Source organism: Luteimicrobium sp. DT211, assembly GCF_049844995.1.
GTDB lineage: Bacteria > Actinomycetota > Actinomycetes > Actinomycetales > Cellulomonadaceae > Luteimicrobium.
Window position 1 is genome coordinate 485,382 of the sequence record NZ_JBNCMC010000003.1, and the last position, 20,296, is coordinate 505,677.

The window sequence follows — 20,296 nt, forward strand, 5'->3', positions numbered from 1 at the left end:
TCCCGCCGAACACGGGGTCTCGGTCCGTCTTGCAGCGCGGACGGTCGGGCAGCCCGTTCTGGCCGGGCTGACATCCCGTGCTCGGCCCTAGGGTTGCGTGATGACCTCCTTCGTCTCGCACACGTCCATCGACGCCCGCGACGCGTACGCGCAGTCCGAGTGGTGGAAGCAGATGCTCGGGTACGTCGACCTCGACGGCGACCCGAACCTGCCGGGCCACGAGGAGTGCCTGATCCTGGACCCCGCCACGGGGCACCGGCTGCTCTTCATCGAGGTCCCGGAGCCCAAGACGATCAAGAACCGCCTGCACCTCGACCTGCGCCCGCGGGAGGGGACGCGCGACGAGGAGGTCGACCGGCTCGTCGGGATCGGCGCGACGGTCGTCGCGGACCGCCGGGACATCCACGGTCCTGGCATCGGCTGGGTCGTGCTCGCCGACCCCGAGGGCAACGAGTTCTGCGTGCTGCGCAGCGAGGCGGAGCGGGCGGCGTCCTGACGTGCGCGTGGCCGTGCGGGTGCGGCCTGGCGCCTCCCGCACGCGCGTCGGTGGGAGGTACGGGGACGACGCGCGGCTCGTGGTCGCGGTGAGCGCCCGCGCCGTCGACGGGAAGGCGACGCGGGCGACGCTCGACGCGGTCGCCGACGCCCTCGGGATCCGCCCCCGGGCGGTCACCCTCGTCTCGGGCGCGACGTCGCGCGACAAGCTGCTCGAGATCGACCCGGTCGCCGCCGGCGTCGACGAGAAGGAGGTTGCGGCGCGCCTGACGTCCCTGCTCGACGGCACCGTCGCGAGGTAGCGCTTCTCGCCCGAGGTAGCGCGGAATCCGCGCAACCTCGAGCGAGAAGCGCTACCTCATGGGCCGGTGGTGCGTCAGCGGTGGCGCGGGACGAACGACGTCGAGCAGGTCCAGACGTGCGAACCCTTCTTCGCGGTCACCGTTACGGGGACACGACGGCCGACGGTCGCGCGCGAGATCCGATAGGTGACGGACGCCTTGCCCGCCGTCGTGGCTGTGGTGCTCTTGGTGTTCGTCGTCGTCTTGTACTTCGCCTTCACGACGACCTTGGCCCGCGATCCGACGTGGGAGATTCGCGCGGTCGTCGACGAGTACTGCTTCGGCCTCGTGGTCGACATCGTGACCGTGCAGTGCGAGCGCACGGTGGTGGCGGCGGTCGCGGGAGCCGCGGCGGCCCCGACGGCGGCGGCCGGTCCGAGGAGCGCGGCGGCGAGGGCCAGGGCAGTGAGGCGGCGAGAACGCACGGCGAGCTCCAGGACGGGACGACGGGACGACCAGCCGAGAATAGTCCCGCGCTCCGAGGCCCCAACCGGGAGGATCGCCCGTCGGAGGAGGTTCCGGACGGGTGAATGCGCGTCAGCGGAAGACGACGGTCCGCAGCCCGTCGAGCAGCACCCGGTGCTCGGCGTGCCAGCGGACGGCACGCGCGAGCGTCCGCCGCTCGACGTCCTGCCCGAGCGCGACCAGCTCGGCGGGCGTGCGCGTGTGGTCGACGCGCTCGACCTCCTGCTCGATGATCGGGCCCTCGTCGAGGTCGCCGGTCACGTAGTGCGACGTCGCACCGATGAGCTTCACGCCGCGCTCGAACGCCTGGTGGTAGGGGCGGGCGCCCTTGAAGCTGGGCAGGAACGAGTGGTGGATGTTGATGACGTGCCCCGCCAGCCGGGTGCACAGCTCGTCCGACAGGATCTGCATGTACCGCGCGAGGACGACGAGCTCCGCGCCGGTGCTCTCGACGATGCGCAGGAGCTCCGCCTCGGCCTCGGGCTTCGTGTCCCGGGTGACGGGCACGTGGTGGAAGGGGACGCCGTAGAAGGTGGCGAGCTCGGCGAGGTCGGGGTGGTTCCCGACGACGGCGACGACGTCGACCGGCAAGCCCCCGGCCCGCTGCCGGAACAGCAGGTCGTTGAGGCAGTGCGCCTCCTTGCTGACCATGATGACGGTCGGCACGGCGCGCCCGACGCGGTCGAGCTCCCACGCCATGCCGAACTCGTCCGCGACGGGGGCGAGCGCCGCCTCGAGGCCGCCGGCGGCGTCGTCGGCGGTGGGGAGGGCGACCTGGACGCGCATGTAGAACCGCCCCGTCACGGGGGAGCCGAACTGCTGGGACTCCGTGATGTTCCCCCCGAGCCGGGCCAGGACGCCGGACACGGCGTGCACGATGCCGGGGCGGTCGGGGCACGAGAGCGTCAGCACCCACTCGGGCGCCGGGGCTGCGGGATCGGGCGGCAGATGCACCCGCCCAGGGTACGCGCGGGGTGCCCGGTCTCTGCGACGATGGTGCCATGAGCGAGACGCAGATCCGGATCGACCTCGTCGACGACGCGAGCGCCGGCGAGCTGCTCACGTTGCGGCGCGCGGCGTTCGTGACGGAGGCGCAGGTGTACGGCGACCCGAACATCCCGCCCCTGACGCAGACCCTCCACGAGCTCCGCGAGGACCTGGCGCGTGACGACGTCACGACGATCGGCGCGTGGGACGGGCACCGGCTCGTCGGGTCGGTGCGCGTCGAGATCGACGGCCAGAAGGCGACGCTGGGCCGGCTCGCGGTCGCGCCCGACCAGCAGGGCCACGGCGTCGGCACGCAGCTGATGTGGGCGGTGCTGCCGTACCTGCCGGACGAGACCAAGGAGATCTGGGTCTTCACCGGCAAGGACTCGCTGCAGAACCTCGCGATGTACCAGCGCCAGGGCTACGAGGAGCAGTACGACCGTTCGGCCGGCGACCTGACCTTCACGTACCTGCGCCGGATCCTGGCCGAGGCGGAGGCCCGGTCCGCCGGCTGAGGCAGGTCCCGACGACGCGCGGACGAGCCGCGGACGACGACGCCCCCCCGCCCCGACCCGTGAGGGTGGGGCGGGGGGCGCCGTCGCGTCGAGGGCCCTCGCTCGGTGCGCGGACCCCGTCCGCGTCAGTGCGTGCTCGGGGTTCCCTGGAGCGTCATGGCGTAGATCTCCATGCCGCTGTCGTGGTCCCAGGCCGTTCCGACGAGGCCGGGCGCGGTCCACTCGGGCACCGACGCCCGCGGGAGCGTGAGCGACCGGACGGTCCTGCTCGCGTCGAGCGCCACGGTGGCCCGGTAGATCGACACCTGGGTGGTGTTCTTCCCGCCCGTCGACATCCGGTACGGCATCGTGATCGCCGCGGTGTTCCCGAACTCGAGGTCACGCTTTCCCCAGTCCGTGAACTGGAGCGGGACCGACGCCGTCGTGCCGTCGGTGTACGTCACCACGGCGGTGCCGCCGAGGATCCCGGTGCCGCCGTTGACGGCCGCGCCGAGCACCTGGAGCGCGCTGTAGCTGCCCGTCGGGAGCGCGACGGTCTGGCCGTCCGCCTCGACGAGGTTCTTGTCGGTCCCGGCCGTGGACGGCGCCTGGTAGGTCACGCCGCCGATCGTGGTCGGGCCGGCGGCGGGCAGGAGGTCGGCGGCGTAGCTGTAGCCCAGGCCGTCGATGTTGCCCTGCGTCGGGGCGTCCGCGGACGCGACACCGTCGCGGTCGTAGGCCGCGGAGAGGTCGACGGCGCACGACGTGTCCGTCGTCGTCGCGCACGCGCCGCCCGGCTGGACGGTGACGTGGACGACCCGATCGACGGCCGGAGCCCCCGCCGTCCGGGCGGTGACGGTGACGTCGTACGTCCCGGCCTCCGTGCCCGCCGGCGCCGTGACCGCGACCGTGACCTTCGCCTGGGCGGGGAGCCCGTCGGAGGACACCTTCACGGACTTCGTCTTCGGGGAGATCTGCCAGCCCTTCGGCCCGGCGGCGCTCACCTTGACCTTCGCGTCACCCGCGGCCGTCGCCAGCACCGTCAGGTCGACGTCCTGCGTCGACGCGCGCTTGGCCGTCGGCGTCACCACGGCGGTGTCCGCGGCCACGCTCGCGCTGAGCTGCGGGACGACCGCGGTGGCCTTGCTGACCGACGGCGGCGCAGCCTTGGCGGACGTTGCCCAGCTCGTGGGCGACGTGCTCAGGGCGTAGTCGATGGTGCCGCCGTGGGCGATGTCGGCCTGGCTCACCCAGGACTTGTCCCAGTCCTTGCCGTTGACGGACGCGGTGGCGATGTAGCGCTTGCTCATGCTCGCGCCGGGCGCCGCGATCTTCAGCGTGCCGCCCTGCGACTTCCCGTACGAGCCGATCTGCAGCGTGGCCTTCGGGAACAGGGGAGTCGTGACGACGTAGGTGTTCGAGCCGCTCATCGTGGGGTAGAGCCCCAGCGCCGACATCACGTACCAGGCCGACATCTCGCCCATGTCGTCGTTGCCGGTCATGCCGGTCGGGCTGTTGGTGAAGAGCGTCTGCTGCGCGCGCACCACGGTCGCGGTCTTGTCGGGCCGGCCGGTCCACGCGTACAGGTACGGCGCGAGCAGGTTCGGCTCGTTGTCGGGCTGGTAGTGGGTGAAGCCGTAGTAGCCGTACGGGTCGCCCACCCAGGTGTCCTTGGCCGTCCCGACGGGGTCGGTCAGCAGGTCGGGGTAGGCGAAGAACTCGTCCAGGCGGCTGGTGGCTGCCTTGCGGCCGCCCAGCATCGAGACGAGGCCCGCCGGGTCCTGGGGCACGAGCCACTGGTACTGGTACGGGCCACTCTCGTGGAACGCGTGGTCACCGTCCTTGGTGTCGAACGGGGCCACCCAGGTGCCGTCCGCGGTGCGCGGGCGGAACGTGCCGACGCTCTTGTCGAAGATGTTGCGGTACGACTGGCCGCGCGCGGCGAACATCTTCGCGTCCGCCGTGTGTCCCAGGCCCTTGGCCATGAGCGCCAGCGAGGCGTCCGCGGCCGCGTACTCGAGCTGGGCCGAGGCGGGGTAGTAGCAGTCGTTGTCGTTCCCCGCGGTCGGGCAGCAGGACGCGTCCGAGCCGTCGGTCGGGCAGCTCTTGCTCACGTGCAGGCCGTAGGGGATGTAGCCGAGGCTCGTGTACTGGTCGACCGCGGCGCGGCCGTTGTGCACGCCGTCGCCGGGAACCTCGGTGGCGTTCTTCCGGACGTACTTGTAGACCTCCTTGGCCTCGGCGTCCGTGAACAGGCCCTTCGACCAGCCCTCGACGAGGAACGGCGTGACCGGGTCGCCGGTCATGATGTTGCCGTCCTTGTTGCCCAGGAACCAGCGGGGGAGCGCGCCGCCGTCGCGGGCGATCCCGACCAGCGACATGTCGACGTCGTGCGCGACCTTCGGGTCGAGAAGCTCGACGAGCTGGTTCTGCGTGCGGTACGTGTCCCACAGCGAGAACACGCCGTACTGCGTGTAGCCCCGGGCCTTGTGGACGGCGTCGTCGGTGCCCATGTAGCGCCCGTCGACGTCACCGACGACGTTGGGCGACAGCACCGAGTGGTACAGCGCCGTGTAGTACTCGACCTGCTGGTCGTGGGTGCCGCCGGCGACCGCGGCCTTGTGCAGCGTCGTGTTCCACTTCTGGTGCAGCGCGCCCTGGACGGCGTCGAAGTCGAACCCGACGCTGCTGGTCTCGACGTCGAGGTTCTTCTTGGCGCCCGCGACGCTCGTGTAGGACAGCCCGACCTTCACGACGACGGGGTCGTCGTTCTTGGTGGTGTCGAAGCTGATCCAGCCGCCGTTGTCCCCCGAGTTGGACGACGTGCGCGAGCCGGCTGCGGTCTTTCCGTCCTTCCACGTGCCGTACGTCGTGAACGGCCGGCTGACCTGCGCCACGAAGTACGCCTTCTGCTCGCCCTTCACCCAGCCTTCGATCGTCCGGTTGCCGACGATCTCGATCTGGGACTGGGAGACGTTCTTGCCGACGTTGAACAGGACGTTCGCCTGCTTCGTGCTCGGGAAGGTGTAGCGCTGCCAGCCCGTGCGCGTGGTGGCGGCGAGCTCGGCGTCCGTGTCGTAGGAGTCGAGGTGCACCCGGTAGGCGTCGGGGTGGACCTCCTCCTCGGCACGGTTGAACGGCGACGCGTAGTCGTTCGGGTTCGTCGAGGTGATCTCGCCCGTCGTCGGCATGATCGGCACGTAGTTGTACCGGCAGGCGTTCACCGCCGTCTGGCTGAAGCCTGAGATCTTCTCGGCCGAGTCGGAGTCGCACTGGTTGCCGCCCGCGCCGGGACGGTTGGTCACCTGGGGGACCTCCTGCGCCATCCCGAAGGGCTCGCCCACGGCGGGGAAGTCGAAGCCCTCGTTCTTGGTGCCGATGAAGGGGTTCACCAGGGTGGTGAGGTCGGCGGGCGTGGTTGCCGACGGAGCGCTCCGGTCGGAGGTTCCCGCTGCGACTGCGGCCGAGCCGCCCGTCGCTGGTACCGCGAGGGTGACGAGCGCCGCGGCGGCGAGCGCCGCGAGGAGCGGCCTGGCGGGGCCGCCTCGTCGTGGGTCTGGCGTGCGATCTCTCAGATGCATGGTCGTCCTGTCGTCGGCTTCATTGCGGATAGACGAGACAGCGCCGTTCGGTGACAGCGTTGTCATTGGTCGGAATCGAGTCGATCACACCTGCCGGCGGCGGTCAAGCGCAACGGGCGAAGGCGACAACACGGTCTGCGCTCCGGCGGCGCGGAGCAATCGTTGTGATTCCGTGATGTTCTCGGCGTGCCGCCCGCTCGATGCCGCGACACGATGGCGATTCCAGGACGATCTGGACGCAGGAGAGCGGGCGGAGCATCTGGTGGAACGTCGACTGCGGACGCTTCGAGCTCGAGAAGGGCGTTGCTGCCGGAGCGGGCGAACGAGCTGCTTGGCTCGGAATGACGCGGATGCTAGGGTCTGACAACGGTGTCAACGCAGAATGAGGCGACGCCCTCCAGAGGGCGCCAAGTTCGCTGCTTGAACAAAAGAGGCGGCGCTCGACGCAGAGCCGCAGCAGGGCCCGAGGGCGGACCTTCGGGCTTGAGTTCGGAAGTTGACGACAAGTTCCAGCACCGCCTAGCGTCGGCCCAGCCCGTCGTCGACGTCGACGTCCTGTTCAGAGTGGAGAAGGAGGAGCGATGGCTGAGGTCCCCGCTGTTCTCGAGATGCGGTCCATCACCAAGGTGTTCCCGGGAGTCCGGGCGCTCGACGACGTCTCGCTGACCGTCAAGGCGGGCGAGATCCACGCGATCTGTGGCGAGAACGGGGCCGGCAAGTCCACCCTGATGAAGGTGCTGTCCGGTGTCTACCCGCACGGCTCCTACGAGGGCGAGATCGTCTATCAGGGCGACGTGATGGAGTTCAAGGACATCCGCGCGAGCGAGCAGGTCGGCATCGTCATCATCCACCAGGAGCTCGCGCTCATCCCGGAGCTCTCGATCACCGAGAACATCTTCCTCGGCAACGAGGTCCGCGGGAAGCTCGGGATCAGCTGGGACGACGCACGCCGCCAGGCGGTCGAGCTGATGGCCCGGGTCGGGTTGCGCGCCTCGCCCGACACCCTCGTGAAGAGCATCGGCGTCGGCCAGCAGCAGCTCGTGGAGATCGCGCGAGCCCTGGCGAAGGACGTGCGCCTCCTCATCCTCGACGAGCCGACGGCGGCACTGAACGAGGACGACTCGGAGCACCTGCTCGACCTGCTGCGCGGCCTCAAGGCCAAGGGCCTGACGAGCATCATGATCTCCCACAAGCTCAACGAGATCGAGGAGATCGCCGACTCCATCACGATCATCCGCGACGGCCACGCGGTCGAGACCCTGGACGTCCGCAAGGGGGAGATCAACGAGGACCGGATCATCCGCGGCATGGTCGGGCGCGCCCTCAGCTCCCGCTTCCCCGACCACACGCCGAAGATCGGCGAGACGTTCTTCGAGGTCAAGGACTGGAACGTCGAGCACCCTGAGGTTCCGGGCCGGCTCGTCTGCAAGGACTCGACGTTCCACGTCCGGCGCGGCGAGATCGTCGGCTTCGCCGGCATCATGGGTGCCGGCCGCACGGAGCTGGCCCGCTCGATCTTCGGCCACAGCTACGGCCGCTATCTCTCCGGCACCATCACCATGGACGGCCGTGAGATCTCGATGCCGAACGTCCTGGCCGCCATCGAGCACCGCGTGGCCTACGTGTCCGAGGACCGCAAGGCCCTGGGCCTGAACCTGCTCGACACGATTCAGGACACCGTGATCGCGGCGAACCTCCCGCGAGTCTCCAAGCGCTCGGTGATCGACGACGACGAGGCTTTCCTCGCCGCGGAGGAGTACCGCAAGTCGCTCTCGATCAAGACGCCGAGCGTCAAGGCGGGCGTCGCCAAGCTCTCGGGCGGCAACCAGCAGAAGGTGCTGCTGGCCAAGTGGATGTTCACCGATCCCGAGCTCCTCATCCTGGACGAGCCGACCCGCGGTATCGACGTCGGCGCCAAGTACGAGATCTACGGACTCATCCAGCGACTCGCGAACAGCGGGAAGGGTGTCGTCGTAATCTCCTCCGAGCTCCCCGAGCTCATGGGCCTGTGCGACCGGATCTACACGGTGTTCGAAGGGCGCGTCACCGGTGAGGTCCGGGGGCCCGACGCCACGCAGGAGGAGCTCATGCGGCTCATGACCGGCACGACCGCGGCAGCCGCGGTCGGCTGACGAGCCGCTGCTCCCACATCGACCATCCCGCCGGGTGCCCGTCGCAGACCGGCGCCCGGCAGAAGCGAAGGAATAACGACGATGTCCTCCATCCGCCAGTTCGGCATGGGGTTTGCCCTGCTCGCGCTGATCATCTTCTTCGAGTTCAGCACAGGCGGGGACGTTCTGACCTCCACGAACGTCCAGAACCTCATCATCGGTAACTCGTACATCCTGATCCTCGCGATCGGCATGGTGCTCGTCATCATCGCGGGGCACATCGACCTCTCGGTCGGCTCCGTCGCCGCCGTCACGGGCATCATCGTCGCGCTCGCGATCCGCGACTGGGGCATCCCGTGGTGGCTCGGCGTGCTCCTCGGGCTCGGCGTGGGCGCCGTGATCGGAGCCTGGCAGGGCTTCTGGGTGGCCTTCGTGGGTATCCCGGGCTTCATCACGACCCTCGCGGGCATGATGCTCTTCCGCGGCGCGAACCAGTGGATCGGCCAGTCCAACACGGTGCCCGTTCCCCAGGGTCTCCAGGACCTGGGCGCCGGCTACCTGCCCGAGTGGGGCCCGAACACCGGCCTCAACAACTCGACGCTGCTGCTCGGCATCCTCGCCGCGGTGTGGGTCGTCTACTCCGAGCTCCGCCGCCGCCGCGGCGCGGTCCGGCTCGGCATCGAGCCCCCCTCGGTGCGGTCGTCGCTGATCCGCGTCGTCGTGTTCGTCGTCCTGATCGGCTACGCCACGTACCTGTTCGGCAGCGGCCGCTACGGCACGTCGTACCCCATCCCCGGCGTGGTCCTGCTCGCGCTCGTGATCATCTACCACTTCATCGCGTCGCGGACCATCCCGGGCCGCCATGTCTACGCCGTGGGTGGCAACCGGGCTGCGGCCGCACTGTCGGGCGTGAACATCCGTCGCACGAACTTCCTCGTGATGATGAACATGTCGGTCCTCGCGGCACTCGCGGGCATGATCTTCGTCGGCCGCGCCACCGCGTCCGGTCCGTCGGACGGAACCGGCTGGGAGCTCGACGCGATCGCGGCGGTCTTCATCGGCGGCGCCGCGGTGTCGGGCGGCGTCGGCACCGTCATCGGGTCGGTCATCGGTGGTCTCGTGATGGCCGTGCTCAACAACGGCCTCCAGCTCAGCGGCGTCGGCTCCGACAAGACGCAGGTCATCAAGGGCCTCGTCCTGCTGGTCGCTGTCGCGTTCGACGTGCTCAGCAAGGTCCAGGGCCGGCCGTCGATCATCGGGCTGATATTCCCGTCCCGCCGGGACAACGGGCCGGGAGCCGCCATCGAAGGCGCGAACACGGAGCAGGCCGAGGTCCCCGTCGCGGACGGCGCGACCGCAGCCAAGGGCTGACGTTCGCCCCCCGCGCCACAGCACGTCCCCCTCAGCAGCAAGGCCATCATGGGCGCCCAACGAGGGGCCCTCATCACAGAAAGCTGACACCATGAAGATGAAGCTCGCTTCAACCGTCCTCGCCCTCGGCGCCGCGGGAGCGCTCGTGCTCTCGGGCTGCTCCAGCTCCGACCGCGGAAGCTCCGACAACACGTCGACGGCCGCCGGTTTCGCCCAGGACTCCGTGATCGGCGTCGCCCTCCCGCAGAAGACGTCGGAGAACTGGGTGCTCGCCCAGAACCTCTTCCAGGACGGCCTCACGAGCGCCGGCTACAAGCCGATCGTGCAGTTCGCCAACGGCGGTGTCTCGGAGCAGCAGAACCAGATCCAGGCCATGATCGAGAAGGGCGCCAAGGTCATCGTCGTCGGCGCCATCGACGGCTCGCAGCTCGGCACCCAGCTCAAGGCGGCGCACGACCAGGGCGTCAAGGTCATCGCCTACGACCGCCTGCTGCTCAACACCGACGCTGTCGACCTCTACTCGGCGTTCGACAACTACAAGGTGGGCCAGCTGCAGGGCCAGTCGCTCCTCAAGGGCCTCGCCGCGCGCAAGGGGAAGGGCCCGTACAACATCGAGCTCATCGCCGGCTCGCCCGACGACGCCAACTCGAAGCCGTTCTTCGACGGTGCGATGAACGTCCTCCAGCCGAAGATCGACGACGGCACCCTGAGCATCCCGTCCGGTCAGAAGACGCAGCAGCAGGCGTCGACGCAGGGCTGGAAGGCCGAGAACGCGCAGAACCGGATGGACACGATCCTGTCGGCGAACTACAAGAGCAAGGAGCTGCAGGGCATCCTGTCGCCGAACGACACGCTCGCACGCGCCGCCCTCACGTCGGTGAAGCAGGCCGGCAAGCCCACCCCGGTCATCACGGGGCAGGACTCGGAGGTCGAGTCGGTCAAGTCGATCATGGCCGGTCAGCAGTACTCGACCATCTACAAGGACACGCGTGAGCTGGTGAAGTCGACCATCGACGCCGTGAACTCGTACCAGAAGGGCGAGGACCCCAAGGTCAACGACACCAAGTCGTACAACAACGGCGTCAAGGTCGTCCCGGCCAACCTGCTCACCCCGATCATCGTGACCAAGGACAACGCGGCCGAGGTCTACGCGAACGACCCCACGCTGTCGCCGCTCACCAAGTGAGCCCAGGGCTCTGAGGAGCCCGGCGCACGGCGCACCACGAAGGGCCGCGGTCTTCGGACCGCGGCCCTTCCGCGTGCCCGGGGCGTCCGCTCGCCGACGGTGACGTTGTGCGCCGGCGGTGACGTTGTGCGCCGTGGTCGGGGCCGCGGGTGGGCGCGGACAGGCGGTTCGGACTGCGTCGCCCTCCGGCCCTGGGAGCATCCGGGGTCCTTGACCGTCCTTCACCACCTGCCCGCACCCACCCGCTCACGCCCTCGCCCTACCTCGCGCGGCCGGCCGTGCGCCATCGTCGTCGAGCAAGAGCTTCCGCCGCCGTCCAAGCAGCGACCACCCGCTTGCTCGACGCCGGATCCGCTTGCTCGGCGCAGCACCGACCGCCGGCCTTGAGCTCCGGCTCTTTGCCGTCCTTCACCACCTGCCCGTGCCGGGCTCGAGCGTCGAGTGCAATCCCTCGGGGCTCCAGATCGGTCACTTGCTGAAGCTCAGCACAACGGGTCGCGCTGCACCGTGGGCGAACGCGGCGTCACCGTCGGCGAACGGGGCGTCACCGTCGGCGAACAGGGGCGTTCGGGGCGGGCAACCGTCTGCGGGGGTGACCTGACGGCAGAGGGCGGGGCGGGAGGGGTGCGCGCGGTCGTGGAGGGTCTGGCGGGAGCCGGAGCGAGGAACGAGCGCAGGCGGATGGAAGACCGCGCGCACCCCTCCCGGCCCGACCGCCCTAACCACGACGAAAGGGGCCCGGCGGCAGCTGCCGCAGGGCCCCTTCGGGTCGGTTCTCGAGCTAGGCGGCGCCGTGACTCTGGCGGCTGCGGCGCGAGAGCGAGTCGACGATGACCGCGAGCAGGAGGACGATGCCGGTCACGATGAACCGCGGGGCGTCGCCGGCGAAGTTCATCAGGTTGAGCCCGTTGGCGATCGACTGGACCACGACGACGCCGAGGAGCGCGGACCAGGCGCTGCCGCGTCCGCCGAAGAGGCTGGTGCCGCCGATGACGGCGGCGGCGATCGCGTTGAGGTTGACGTCGCCGGTGCCGGCGGACAGCGTGACGGCGGTGAGGTTGCCGGCCGAGACGAGGCCTCCGAGCACGGCGAACATCGAGCAGAGCATGAACACCGTGAGGTACACGACGCGCACGGGGAGCCCGGCGCGCCGGGCGGCCTCGACGTTGCCGCCGACGGCGTAGATGGAGCGGCCCCAGCGGGTCCGCGTGATGAAGAAGTTCACGACGATGACGACGAAGACGAGGAACACGAACGAGACGCCGGTCCCGCGGTCCGTCGAGAGGTAGTACGCGACGGCGAGCAGCACGACCAGCAGGGCGACGCACTTGATCGCGGCCGCGGTCAGCGAGCGTCCGGAGAGCCCGGCTCGCAGCCGACGCCGGTTGGTGAGGAAGTCCGACAGGAACAGCCCGCCGGCGCCGACGACGGAGAGCCCGTAGGCCTGCCAGGGCAGCAGGTAGTCGAACAGCGAGAACTTCACGATGAACGAGTCGGAGGGCAGGTTGATCGAGCCGCTGGTGTTCAGCAGGGCGAGCTGCACGCCCAGGAACGTGAGGAGCCCTGCCAGCGTGATGACGAAGCTGGGGACGCCGAAGCGGGTGAAGAGGAAGCCGTAGAGCAGGCCGATCGCGGCGCCGACGGCGAGCGACAGCACGAGCACGGGCAGGAACGGCCAGCCGTGGTTGACCATGCCGACCCCGAGGATCGCTGCCGCGAGGCCGCTGACGGACCCGATGGACAGGTCGATCTCGCCGAGGAGCAGCACGAGGACGATGCCGACGGCGATGAGCCCCGGTCCCGCGCACTGGACGGCGAGGTTGACGAGGTTCTGGGCGTCGAAGAAGTCGCCGTGCGTCGTGACGCCGAACGCGGCCCAGATGATGATCAGGCCGACGACGACGGGCAGCGACCCGAGGTCGCCGCTGCGGATGCGATGCCCGAACGCGCTGGCCGCGCCAGCGAGCCCGTGGCCGCGCAGGAGTCGTTCGTCCTCGAGGTCCGCGGCGGCGCGCGCCGCGGGGGGAGCGGTCTCGGGGCTCTGGGTGGAGGGGCCGGTCATGCGGGGTTCTCCTCGCTGGGGCGGACCGCGGCGGCGCGGCGGGTGACGGCGTTGTCCGAGGCACCGGTGATCGCGGCGATGATCTCCTCGTAGCTGACGTCACGGATGTTGAAGGTGCCGTTGTTGCGTCCGAGCCGCAGGACGACGACGCGGTCCGCGACGGCCTGGACGTCCGCGAGGTTGTGGCTGATGAGGATGACGCCGTGGCCGCGCTCCCGCAGACGCTCGATGAGGTTGAGGACCTCGGCGGTCTGTGCGACGCCGAGCGCGGCGGTCGGCTCGTCGAGGATCACGACCTTGGGGTCGCCGATGAGCGAGCGGGCGATCGCGACGGTCTGGCGCTGGCCGCCGGACAGGGACGCGATGGGGATGCGGACCGACGGGATCCGCGCCGAGAGCTGACGGAGCAGCTCCCACGAGCGTCGCTCCATCTCCTCCTCGTTCATGACGCGGACGGCGGTGACCTCACGACCGAGGAAGAGGTTCGCCACGACGTCCAGGTTGTCGCACAGCGCAAGGTCCTGGAACACGGAGGAGATGCCCATCTCGCGCGCGGCGGCGGGGTCGGGGATCGTCACCTGCTCGTCCTCGAACGTGATGGTGCCCTCGTCCTGGTTGTGGACGCCCGACAGGACCTTGACGAGCGTCGACTTGCCGGCGCCGTTGTCGCCCACGATGGCGACGACCTCACCGGGATAGACGTCGAGATCGACCCCGGCGAGCGCCTGGACGGCGCCGAATCTCTTGGTGATCCCCCGCAGGGACATCACCGGCTCGGTCGCCGGGGTCCGGGGCTTCTGGTCGGGTTCGGTGATCGTCACCCGGTTCTCCTTCGTGGGCGTGGGATGCGGGGCACGCGGTGGCGCGCCCGGCGGAGGGAGCTCCGTGCCGGGCGCGCCGCGCGTCGGGCTGCTGCTACTTGATCCCGGCCTTCGTGCACGCGTCCTTGTACGCGGCCGTGCAGATGTCCGAGACCTTGTAGAGGCCGTCCTTGACGACGGTGTCCTGGATGTTCTTCGTGGTGACGGCCACGGGGTCCAGGAGCTCGGCGGGGACGGTCGCGCCCTTGGCGGTGGTCGCCGTGGCGGGCAGGTCCGGCTTGGTGCCGTTCGCGAGGTCGACCGCCATGTCGGCAGCCTTCGACGCCTCGGGCTTGAAGGCCTTGTAGACCGTCATGTACTGCTCGCCCGCGAGGATGCGCTGGATGCCGGCGAGCGAGGCGTCCTGCCCGGTGACGGGCGGGAGCGTGCTGATGCCGGCTGCCTTGAGCGCCGCGATGGCCGCGCCGCCGGTGTCGTCGTTGGCGGCGTAGACGCCCTGGACGTTCTTCGCGCCGACCTTGGAGATCTGGCCCGACGCCCACTGCTGCGCCTTGGCGGGGTCCCATCCGGGGGTGTCGTACTCGCCGAGGACCTTGTAGCTCGTGCCGGTGAGGACCGACTGCGCGCCCTTCTTGAACTGGGTCGCGTTGTTGTCGGTGGGCGAGCCGTTGATCTCCAGGATCCCGGCGGTGCTCGGGAGCCCGAGCTCCTTCATCCGGTCGACGAGGGCCTGGGCCTGCAGCTGGCCGACCTTCTCGTTGTCGAAGGAGATGTAGGCGGCCAGGTCGCCGGAGTCGATCAGGCGGTCGTAGGAGACGACCGGGATGTTCTTGGCCTTGGCCTGCGTCACGATCGCGGCGGCGGCCTCGCCGTCGAACGGGTCGAGCACGAGGACCTTGACGCCCTGCGTGATCATGGCCTGCGCCTGCTGCTGCTGGGTCGCGGCGCTACCCGCGGCGTTCTGGTAGAGGACCTCGCACTTGGGGCACTTCACGGCGACCTCGTCCTTGAAGTACGGGTAGTCGGCCGTGGCGTACCGCGGCGTGACGGTGTCGGGCAGCAGGAGCCCGATCTTGGCGGAGCTGTTCGCGCCGCTGGTGCCTCCGGTGTCGCTGGTCTTGTCGCCTGACGACCCGTTGGAGCACGCGGCCAGCATCCCGGCTGACAGCAGCAGCGCCGCGGCCGAGACGGCGGCCCGCTTCGTGACTGTCCTCATTGAGAGTCCTCCCTTGGGGATCCGCCCTCTTCGGCGGCTCGAACGAGCATGGCAGTCGCCCATCTTGGGGTCAATGCCTGAAGACAAGGCTTCGATCGGAGATGCTCAATCGTTACGTGGCACGAGGTCCTGGACGTTCACCGAGTCGATCGCGAGGGCGAGCGCGCCGAGCACGGGTCCCCGCTGGTCGAGGTGCGTCTGCACCACGTCGGGGGTCTCGTCGACGTCGCGGAGCAGGGCCGACTCGAAGGCGTGCCGCATGGGTCCGAGGAGCAGCTCGCCGGCCCGGGCGAATTCTCCGCCGACGACGACGCGCTCGGGGTCGAGCAGGTTCGCGAGCCCCCCGGCGGCGCGCCCGATGGACCTGCCGGCGTCGGCGATCGCCCGGATCGAGGCGCCGTCGCCCGTCATCGCCGCGACCACGAGGTCGGTGAACTTCACGGACCGCTTGCGGCCCTCGTTGATGTCGTCGAGGACGGCGTCGATGCCGGCCACCGCCTCGAGGCACCCGCGGTTGCCGCAGCGGCAGATCGGGCCGCGCGAGTCGACGACCATGTGCCCGAACTCGCCCGCGGTGCCGTGGTGGCCGCGCAGGACGCGGCCGTCGGCGATGATCCCGGCGCCGATGCCGTCGCTGAGCTCGAGGACGACGACGTCCGACTTGCCCCGCGCGGCGCCGAGCCGGAGCTCGGCGAGCGCCGCCAGGTTGGACGAGTTCTCGACGTGGGTGGGGCACCCGGTCCGCAGTGTCATCTTCTCCGCGATCGCGACGCTGTCCCAGCCCCGCATGATCCCGTGGCGCGCGATCGTCCCGGTCCGCCGGTCGATCGGCGCCGAGACGGCGATGCCGATGCCGAGGATCTCGTCGCGCTCGACCTCGACGGACTCGATCATGTCGCTGATCATCAGGGCGGCCTTGTCGAGCTCGCTGTCCGCCCGGTGGTCCCGCGCGAGGGGCATGCGGTGCTCGGTCACGACGGTGTACCGGGTGTCGGCGAGCGCGACGTGCATGTGGCGCGTGGAGACGTGGATCCCGACGAGGAGGCCGAGCTGGTGGGCGAGCGTCACGCGCTGGGCGCGCCGGCCGCTGCGGGTGCTGGGGGCGGTGTGCAGGATGCCCGAGGTGCTGAGCTCCTTGACGATGTTGGAGACCGTCGCGGGGGAGAGGCCGGTCGCGCCGGCGAGCTCGACCTGGGTCAGGGCGCCGTGATGCTTGACCGCAGCAATGATTCGGGTGCGGTTGGCTTCACGCAATGAAGCCTGGTTGCCGGTCGGGCGTCGTCGCTCTGGCACGGGGACATGCTAGACCTCACCCTCGATCGGCCCGTCGAGGGGGCGTCGAGGGGCCTCCCCGGGGCGGGATCTCGGCTAGCATGGTCGACGTCGCGACTGGCGCATCAGGTGGATCACCACCGGGGAGCGACATGCTTTCGGACCGACGCAACACGGGTCGTTCGCCTGGGCCCCGGTCTCCGACCCTCGTCCCGTCCGGCACTCGTCGCGCGGGACACGGCCCCGACAGGGAGAAGCATGAGCGCCCAGCCCAGCCAGAACGACGTCCTCAACCAGTCCCTCGCCGAGCTCGACCCCGAGATCGCGGCGGTCCTCGACGGCGAGCTCGCGCGCCAGCGGGACACCCTCGAGATGATCGCGTCCGAGAACTTCGTGCCGCGCGCGGTCCTGCAGGCGCAGGGCTCCGTCCTCACGAACAAGTACGCCGAGGGCTACCCCGGCCGCCGCTACTACGGCGGCTGCGAGCAGGTCGACATCGCCGAGAACCTGGCGATCGCCCGCGCCAAGTCGCTGTTCGGCGCCGAGCACGCCAACGTCCAGCCGCACTCGGGCGCCACGGCCAACGCCGCGGTCCTGCACGCGCTCATCAACGCGGGCGACAAGATCCTCGGCCTCGAGCTGGCGCACGGCGGCCACCTCACGCACGGCATGAAGATCAACTTCTCCGGCAAGCTCTACGACGTCGCCGCCTACGGCGTGGACCCGCAGACGTACCGCGTGGACATGGACAAGGTCCGCGAGGCGGCCCTCGCGCACCGGCCCGACGTCATCATCGGCGGCTGGTCCGCCTACCCCCGCCACCTCGACTTCGCGGCGTTCCGCGCGATCGCCGACGAGGTCGGCGCCAAGCTCTGGGTCGACATGGCGCACTTCGCCGGCCTCGTCGCCGCCGGGCTGCACCCGAGCCCCGTGCCGTTCGCCGACGTCGTCTCCTCGACCGTGCACAAGACCATCGGCGGCCCGCGCTCGGGCTTCATCCTCTCCAAGGAGACCTTCGCCAAGAAGATCGACTCCGCGGTCTTCCCCGGCCAGCAGGGCGGCCCGCTCATGCACGTCGTCGCCGCGAAGGCCGTGTCGTTCAAGGTCGCCGCGAGCGAGGGCTTCAAGGACCGCCAGGAGCGCACGCTCCGTGGCGCGCAGCTCATCGCCGAGCGCCTCGGCGCGGCGGACGTCGCCAACAAGGGCGTGTCCGTCCTGACCGGCGGCACCGACGTCCACCTCGTGCTCGTCGACCTGCGCCACAGCGCGCTCGACGGCCAGCAGGCGGAGGACCTCCTGCACGACGTCGGCATCACCGTGAACCGCAACGCCGTGCCGTTCGACCCGCGGCCCCCGCGCGTCACGTCCGGCCTGCGCATCGGCACGCCGGCGCTCGCGACCCGCGGGTTCGGCGACGCCGAGTTCACCGAGGTCGCCGACATCATCGCGACCGCGCTGCGCGACGGCGCGTCGTCCGACGTCGAGGGCCTGAAGAAGCGCGTCGACGCGCTCACGGCGCAGTTCCCGCTCTACCCCGGGCTGCACCAGTGACCGCGCAGCGGCTCGACGGGACGGCGACCGCCGCGGCGATCAAGGACGAGCTGCGGGTCCGGGTGGCGGCGCTGCGCGAGCGCGGCATCGTCCCCGGCCTCGGCACGCTCCTGGTGGGCGACGACCCAGGCTCGCACAGCTACGTGGGCGGCAAGCACCGCGACTCGGCGGAGATCGGCGTCGAGTCGATCCGGGTCGACCTCCCGGCCGACGTCAGCGAGGGCGAGGTCCACGCGACGATCCAGCGCCTCAACGCGGACCCGGCCGTCACCGGCTACCTGGTCCAGCTCCCGCTGCCGGCGGGGATGGACGAGCACGCCGCGCTGGTCGCGGTCGACCCGCTCAAGGACGTCGACGGCCTGCACCCGGCGAACCTGGGAGAGCTCGTGCTCGGGGTCGACGGCGAGATCTCGACCTCGCTGCCGTGCACGCCCGCGGGCTGCCTCGAGCTGCTGCGCCGGCACGACGTCGAGCTGTCCGGCGCGCACGTCGTGGTGATCGGGCGCGGGCTGACGGTCGGACGTCCGCTGGGGCTCCTGCTCACGCGCAAGGGCGTCGACGCCACCGTGACGCTGACCCACTCGCGCACCCGCGACCTCGCGGCCGAGGTGCGCCGGGCGGACGTCGTCGTGGCCGCCGTCGGCGTCCCGCACCTGGTCAAGCCGGACTGGGTGAAGCCGGGAGCCGCCGTGCTCGACGTCGGCGTGACGCGCGTCGGCACCGCGCCGTCGGGCAAGGCGAAGCTGGCGGGCGACATCGACCCGGGGGTTGCCGAGGTCGCGGGCTGGCTGTCGCCCAACCCGGGCGGCGTCGGGCCGATGACGCGCGCGATGCTCCTCAGCAACGTGGTCGCCGCGGCCGAGCGCGCCGCGGGGATCGCCTGACCTGCGCGCCCCGGCGCGCGACAGACCGAGCCCGAGACAGGATGGACGCATGACCACGCTCGACGCCCTCGACCGCGCGGCGCTCACGGAGCTCCACGACCGCCTGACCGCGCAGTACGCCGAGCTGCAGGCCCGTGGGCTGAGGCTCGACCTCACGCGGGGCAAGCCGTCGGCCGAGCAGCTCGACCTCTCCAACGCGCTGCTCGCGCTGCCGGGTGCGGACGAGTTCCGCGCCGCTGACGGCACGGACTGCCGCAACTACGGCGGGCTCGCGGGCCTGCCCGAGCTGCGGGCCGTCTGGTCGGAGCTGCTCGGCGTCCCGGCGTCGCAGCTCGTCGCCGGCGGGGCGTCGAGCCTCACGATGATGCGCGACGTCCTGACCTTCGCGCTGCTCCACGGCCGCGACGCCTCGCCGCGGCCGTGGGGACGCGAGGACCTCGTCCGGTTCGTGTGCCCGGTCCCCGGCTACGACCGGCACTTCGCGATGCTCGAGGCGCTCGGCATCGAGATGATCACCGTCGACATGACGGAGACCGGTCCCGACGTCGACGCGATCGAGCGGCTCGTCGCCACGGACCCGAGCATCAAGGGCATGTGGCTCGTGCCCACGTACGCCAACCCGAGCGGCGACACGACGACGCTCGAGGTCGCGGCCCGGCTCGCGGCGATGCCGGCGGCGGCCCCCGACTTCACGGTCATGTGGGACAACGCGTACGCGGTGCACCATCTGACCGAGGACGAGGCCAAGGCGGTCGACGTCCTGGGCCTGGCGGCCGGCAGCGGCCACCCGGACCGGTTCGTCGTCTTCGCTTCGTCCTCGAAGGTCACGTTCGCCGGCGCCGGGGTGGCGTTCCTCGCGGGGTCGCCCGCGACCGTCGCCTGGTACCTGAAGCACCTCGCCTACGGGTCGATCGGGCCGGACAAGCTCAACCAGCTCCGCCACGTCCGGTTCCTCGAGGACGCGGAGGGTGTGCGGGCGCTCATGCGCCGGCACCGGGAGATCCTCGCGCCGAAGTTCGGGGCGGTGCAGGAGATCCTCGAGGCGCGCCTCGGGGGGCACGGCGTCGCGACCTGGAGCAGGCCGCTGGGCGGCTACTTCGTGGACCTCGACGTGGTCGACGGGACGGCGCGCCGCGTCGTCGGGCTCGCCAAGGACGCCGGGATCGCCCTGACGCCGGCCGGCTCCGCGTACCCGTACGGCGAGGACCCGCGCGACCGCAACATCCGCCTGGCGCCGACGTTCCCGTCCATGGGAGAGCTGCGCGAGGCGATGGACGGCGTCGCGACGTGCGTGCTGCTGGCCGCAGCCGAGGCGCAGCTCGGCCGCTGACGCCTGCCACACGGCCGCCGACGGCGACGCTCCGGGACCGCTCCGGGCGTCGCCGTCGACGTTCTCGCGCAAGCCGGGCGGCGTGCCCTCTTGACAGCGTTGTCGCCAGTCGGACAGCGTTGTCAGCGC

General features: G+C 70.6%; 16 protein-coding genes and 1 riboswitch. Of the genes, 9 read left to right on the forward strand and 7 right to left on the reverse strand.

Annotated elements, in window-relative coordinates:
* The first annotated feature begins 100 nt into the window (after positions 1–100).
* Positions 101–496 (forward strand): VOC family protein, encoded by a 396-nt coding sequence (locus ACLQ14_RS09865; protein WP_425812421.1) that lies wholly within the window; start codon positions 101–103, stop codon positions 494–496.
* Positions 497–509: 13 nt separating this feature from the next.
* Complete coding sequence (locus tag ACLQ14_RS09870; RefSeq protein ID WP_425812874.1) at positions 510–797, forward strand: DUF167 domain-containing protein; 288 nt, start codon at positions 510–512, stop codon at positions 795–797.
* A 74-nt stretch (positions 798–871) separates the two neighbouring features.
* On the opposite strand, the gene ACLQ14_RS09875 is transcribed toward ACLQ14_RS09870, so the two are convergent.
* Together ACLQ14_RS09875 and purU are read right to left on the reverse strand one after the other, a co-directional pair.
* A complete protein-coding gene (locus tag ACLQ14_RS09875; protein ID WP_425812423.1) occupies positions 872–1,261 on the reverse strand; it encodes a hypothetical protein in 390 nt (129 codons plus the stop codon).
* Between the two features lie 112 nt (positions 1,262–1,373).
* A complete protein-coding gene (gene purU / locus ACLQ14_RS09880; RefSeq protein WP_425812425.1) occupies positions 1,374–2,255 on the reverse strand; it encodes a formyltetrahydrofolate deformylase in 882 nt (293 codons plus the stop codon).
* Positions 2,256–2,302: 47 nt separating this feature from the next.
* On the opposite strand from purU, the gene ACLQ14_RS09885 reads away from it, so the two are divergent.
* Positions 2,303–2,803, forward strand: a complete 501-nt coding sequence (locus ACLQ14_RS09885) for a GNAT family N-acetyltransferase (RefSeq protein WP_425812427.1) — start codon at positions 2,303–2,305, stop codon at positions 2,801–2,803.
* A 125-nt stretch (positions 2,804–2,928) separates the two neighbouring features.
* Here the strand turns inward: ACLQ14_RS09885 and ACLQ14_RS09890 are convergent, their stop codons facing one another.
* Positions 2,929–6,363, reverse strand: a complete 3,435-nt coding sequence (locus ACLQ14_RS09890) for a GH92 family glycosyl hydrolase (RefSeq protein ID WP_425812429.1) — start codon at positions 6,361–6,363, stop codon at positions 2,929–2,931.
* A gap of 581 nt (positions 6,364–6,944) precedes the next feature.
* Here ACLQ14_RS09890 and mmsA point away from each other — a divergent pair.
* The 3 genes from mmsA (at position 6,945) to ACLQ14_RS09905 (ending at position 11,031) form a co-directional block, all read left to right on the forward strand.
* On the forward strand, positions 6,945–8,495 hold the full coding sequence (gene mmsA / locus ACLQ14_RS09895) for a multiple monosaccharide ABC transporter ATP-binding protein (RefSeq protein ID WP_425812431.1): 1,551 nt from the start codon (positions 6,945–6,947) through the stop codon (positions 8,493–8,495).
* A gap of 81 nt (positions 8,496–8,576) precedes the next feature.
* A complete protein-coding gene (gene mmsB, locus ACLQ14_RS09900) occupies positions 8,577–9,845 on the forward strand; it encodes a multiple monosaccharide ABC transporter permease (protein WP_425812433.1) in 1,269 nt (422 codons plus the stop codon).
* Between the two features lie 97 nt (positions 9,846–9,942).
* The gene (locus tag ACLQ14_RS09905; RefSeq protein ID WP_425812876.1) at positions 9,943–11,031 is read left to right on the forward strand and encodes a substrate-binding domain-containing protein; all 1,089 of its coding nucleotides are present in this window, start codon (positions 9,943–9,945) and stop codon (positions 11,029–11,031) included.
* A 781-nt stretch (positions 11,032–11,812) separates the two neighbouring features.
* On the opposite strand, the gene ACLQ14_RS09910 is transcribed toward ACLQ14_RS09905, so the two are convergent.
* From ACLQ14_RS09910 to ACLQ14_RS09925, 4 genes are all read right to left on the reverse strand, one after another.
* On the reverse strand, positions 11,813–13,093 hold the full coding sequence (locus ACLQ14_RS09910) for a sugar ABC transporter permease (RefSeq protein ID WP_425812435.1): 1,281 nt from the start codon (positions 13,091–13,093) through the stop codon (positions 11,813–11,815).
* Entirely contained in the window at positions 13,090–13,860 is a 771-nt protein-coding gene (locus ACLQ14_RS09915; RefSeq protein WP_425812878.1) for an ATP-binding cassette domain-containing protein, read from the reverse strand. Before ACLQ14_RS09915 ends, ACLQ14_RS09910 begins: the two co-directional genes overlap by 4 nt.
* A gap of 148 nt (positions 13,861–14,008) precedes the next feature.
* A complete protein-coding gene (locus ACLQ14_RS09920; protein WP_425812437.1) occupies positions 14,009–15,130 on the reverse strand; it encodes a substrate-binding domain-containing protein in 1,122 nt (373 codons plus the stop codon).
* Positions 15,131–15,235: 105 nt separating this feature from the next.
* Complete coding sequence (locus ACLQ14_RS09925) at positions 15,236–16,423, reverse strand: ROK family transcriptional regulator (protein ID WP_425812439.1); 1,188 nt, start codon at positions 16,421–16,423, stop codon at positions 15,236–15,238.
* Positions 16,424–16,505: 82 nt separating this feature from the next.
* Positions 16,506–16,601: riboswitch (ZMP/ZTP riboswitch) on the forward strand.
* A gap of 59 nt (positions 16,602–16,660) precedes the next feature.
* Here ACLQ14_RS09925 and glyA point away from each other — a divergent pair.
* The 3 genes from glyA to ACLQ14_RS09940 are packed head-to-tail and all read left to right on the forward strand — an operon-like array spanning position 16,661 to position 20,167.
* The gene (gene glyA / locus ACLQ14_RS09930; RefSeq protein WP_425812441.1) at positions 16,661–17,953 is read left to right on the forward strand and encodes a serine hydroxymethyltransferase; all 1,293 of its coding nucleotides are present in this window, start codon (positions 16,661–16,663) and stop codon (positions 17,951–17,953) included.
* Complete coding sequence (locus tag ACLQ14_RS09935; protein ID WP_425812443.1) at positions 17,950–18,837, forward strand: bifunctional methylenetetrahydrofolate dehydrogenase/methenyltetrahydrofolate cyclohydrolase; 888 nt, start codon at positions 17,950–17,952, stop codon at positions 18,835–18,837. The genes glyA and ACLQ14_RS09935 overlap by 4 nt, the downstream gene beginning before the upstream one ends.
* A 49-nt stretch (positions 18,838–18,886) precedes the next feature.
* Positions 18,887–20,167, forward strand: coding sequence for an aminotransferase class I/II-fold pyridoxal phosphate-dependent enzyme (locus ACLQ14_RS09940; RefSeq protein WP_425812445.1), 1,281 nt, complete (start codon positions 18,887–18,889; stop codon positions 20,165–20,167).
* Positions 20,168–20,296 lie beyond the last annotated feature (129 nt).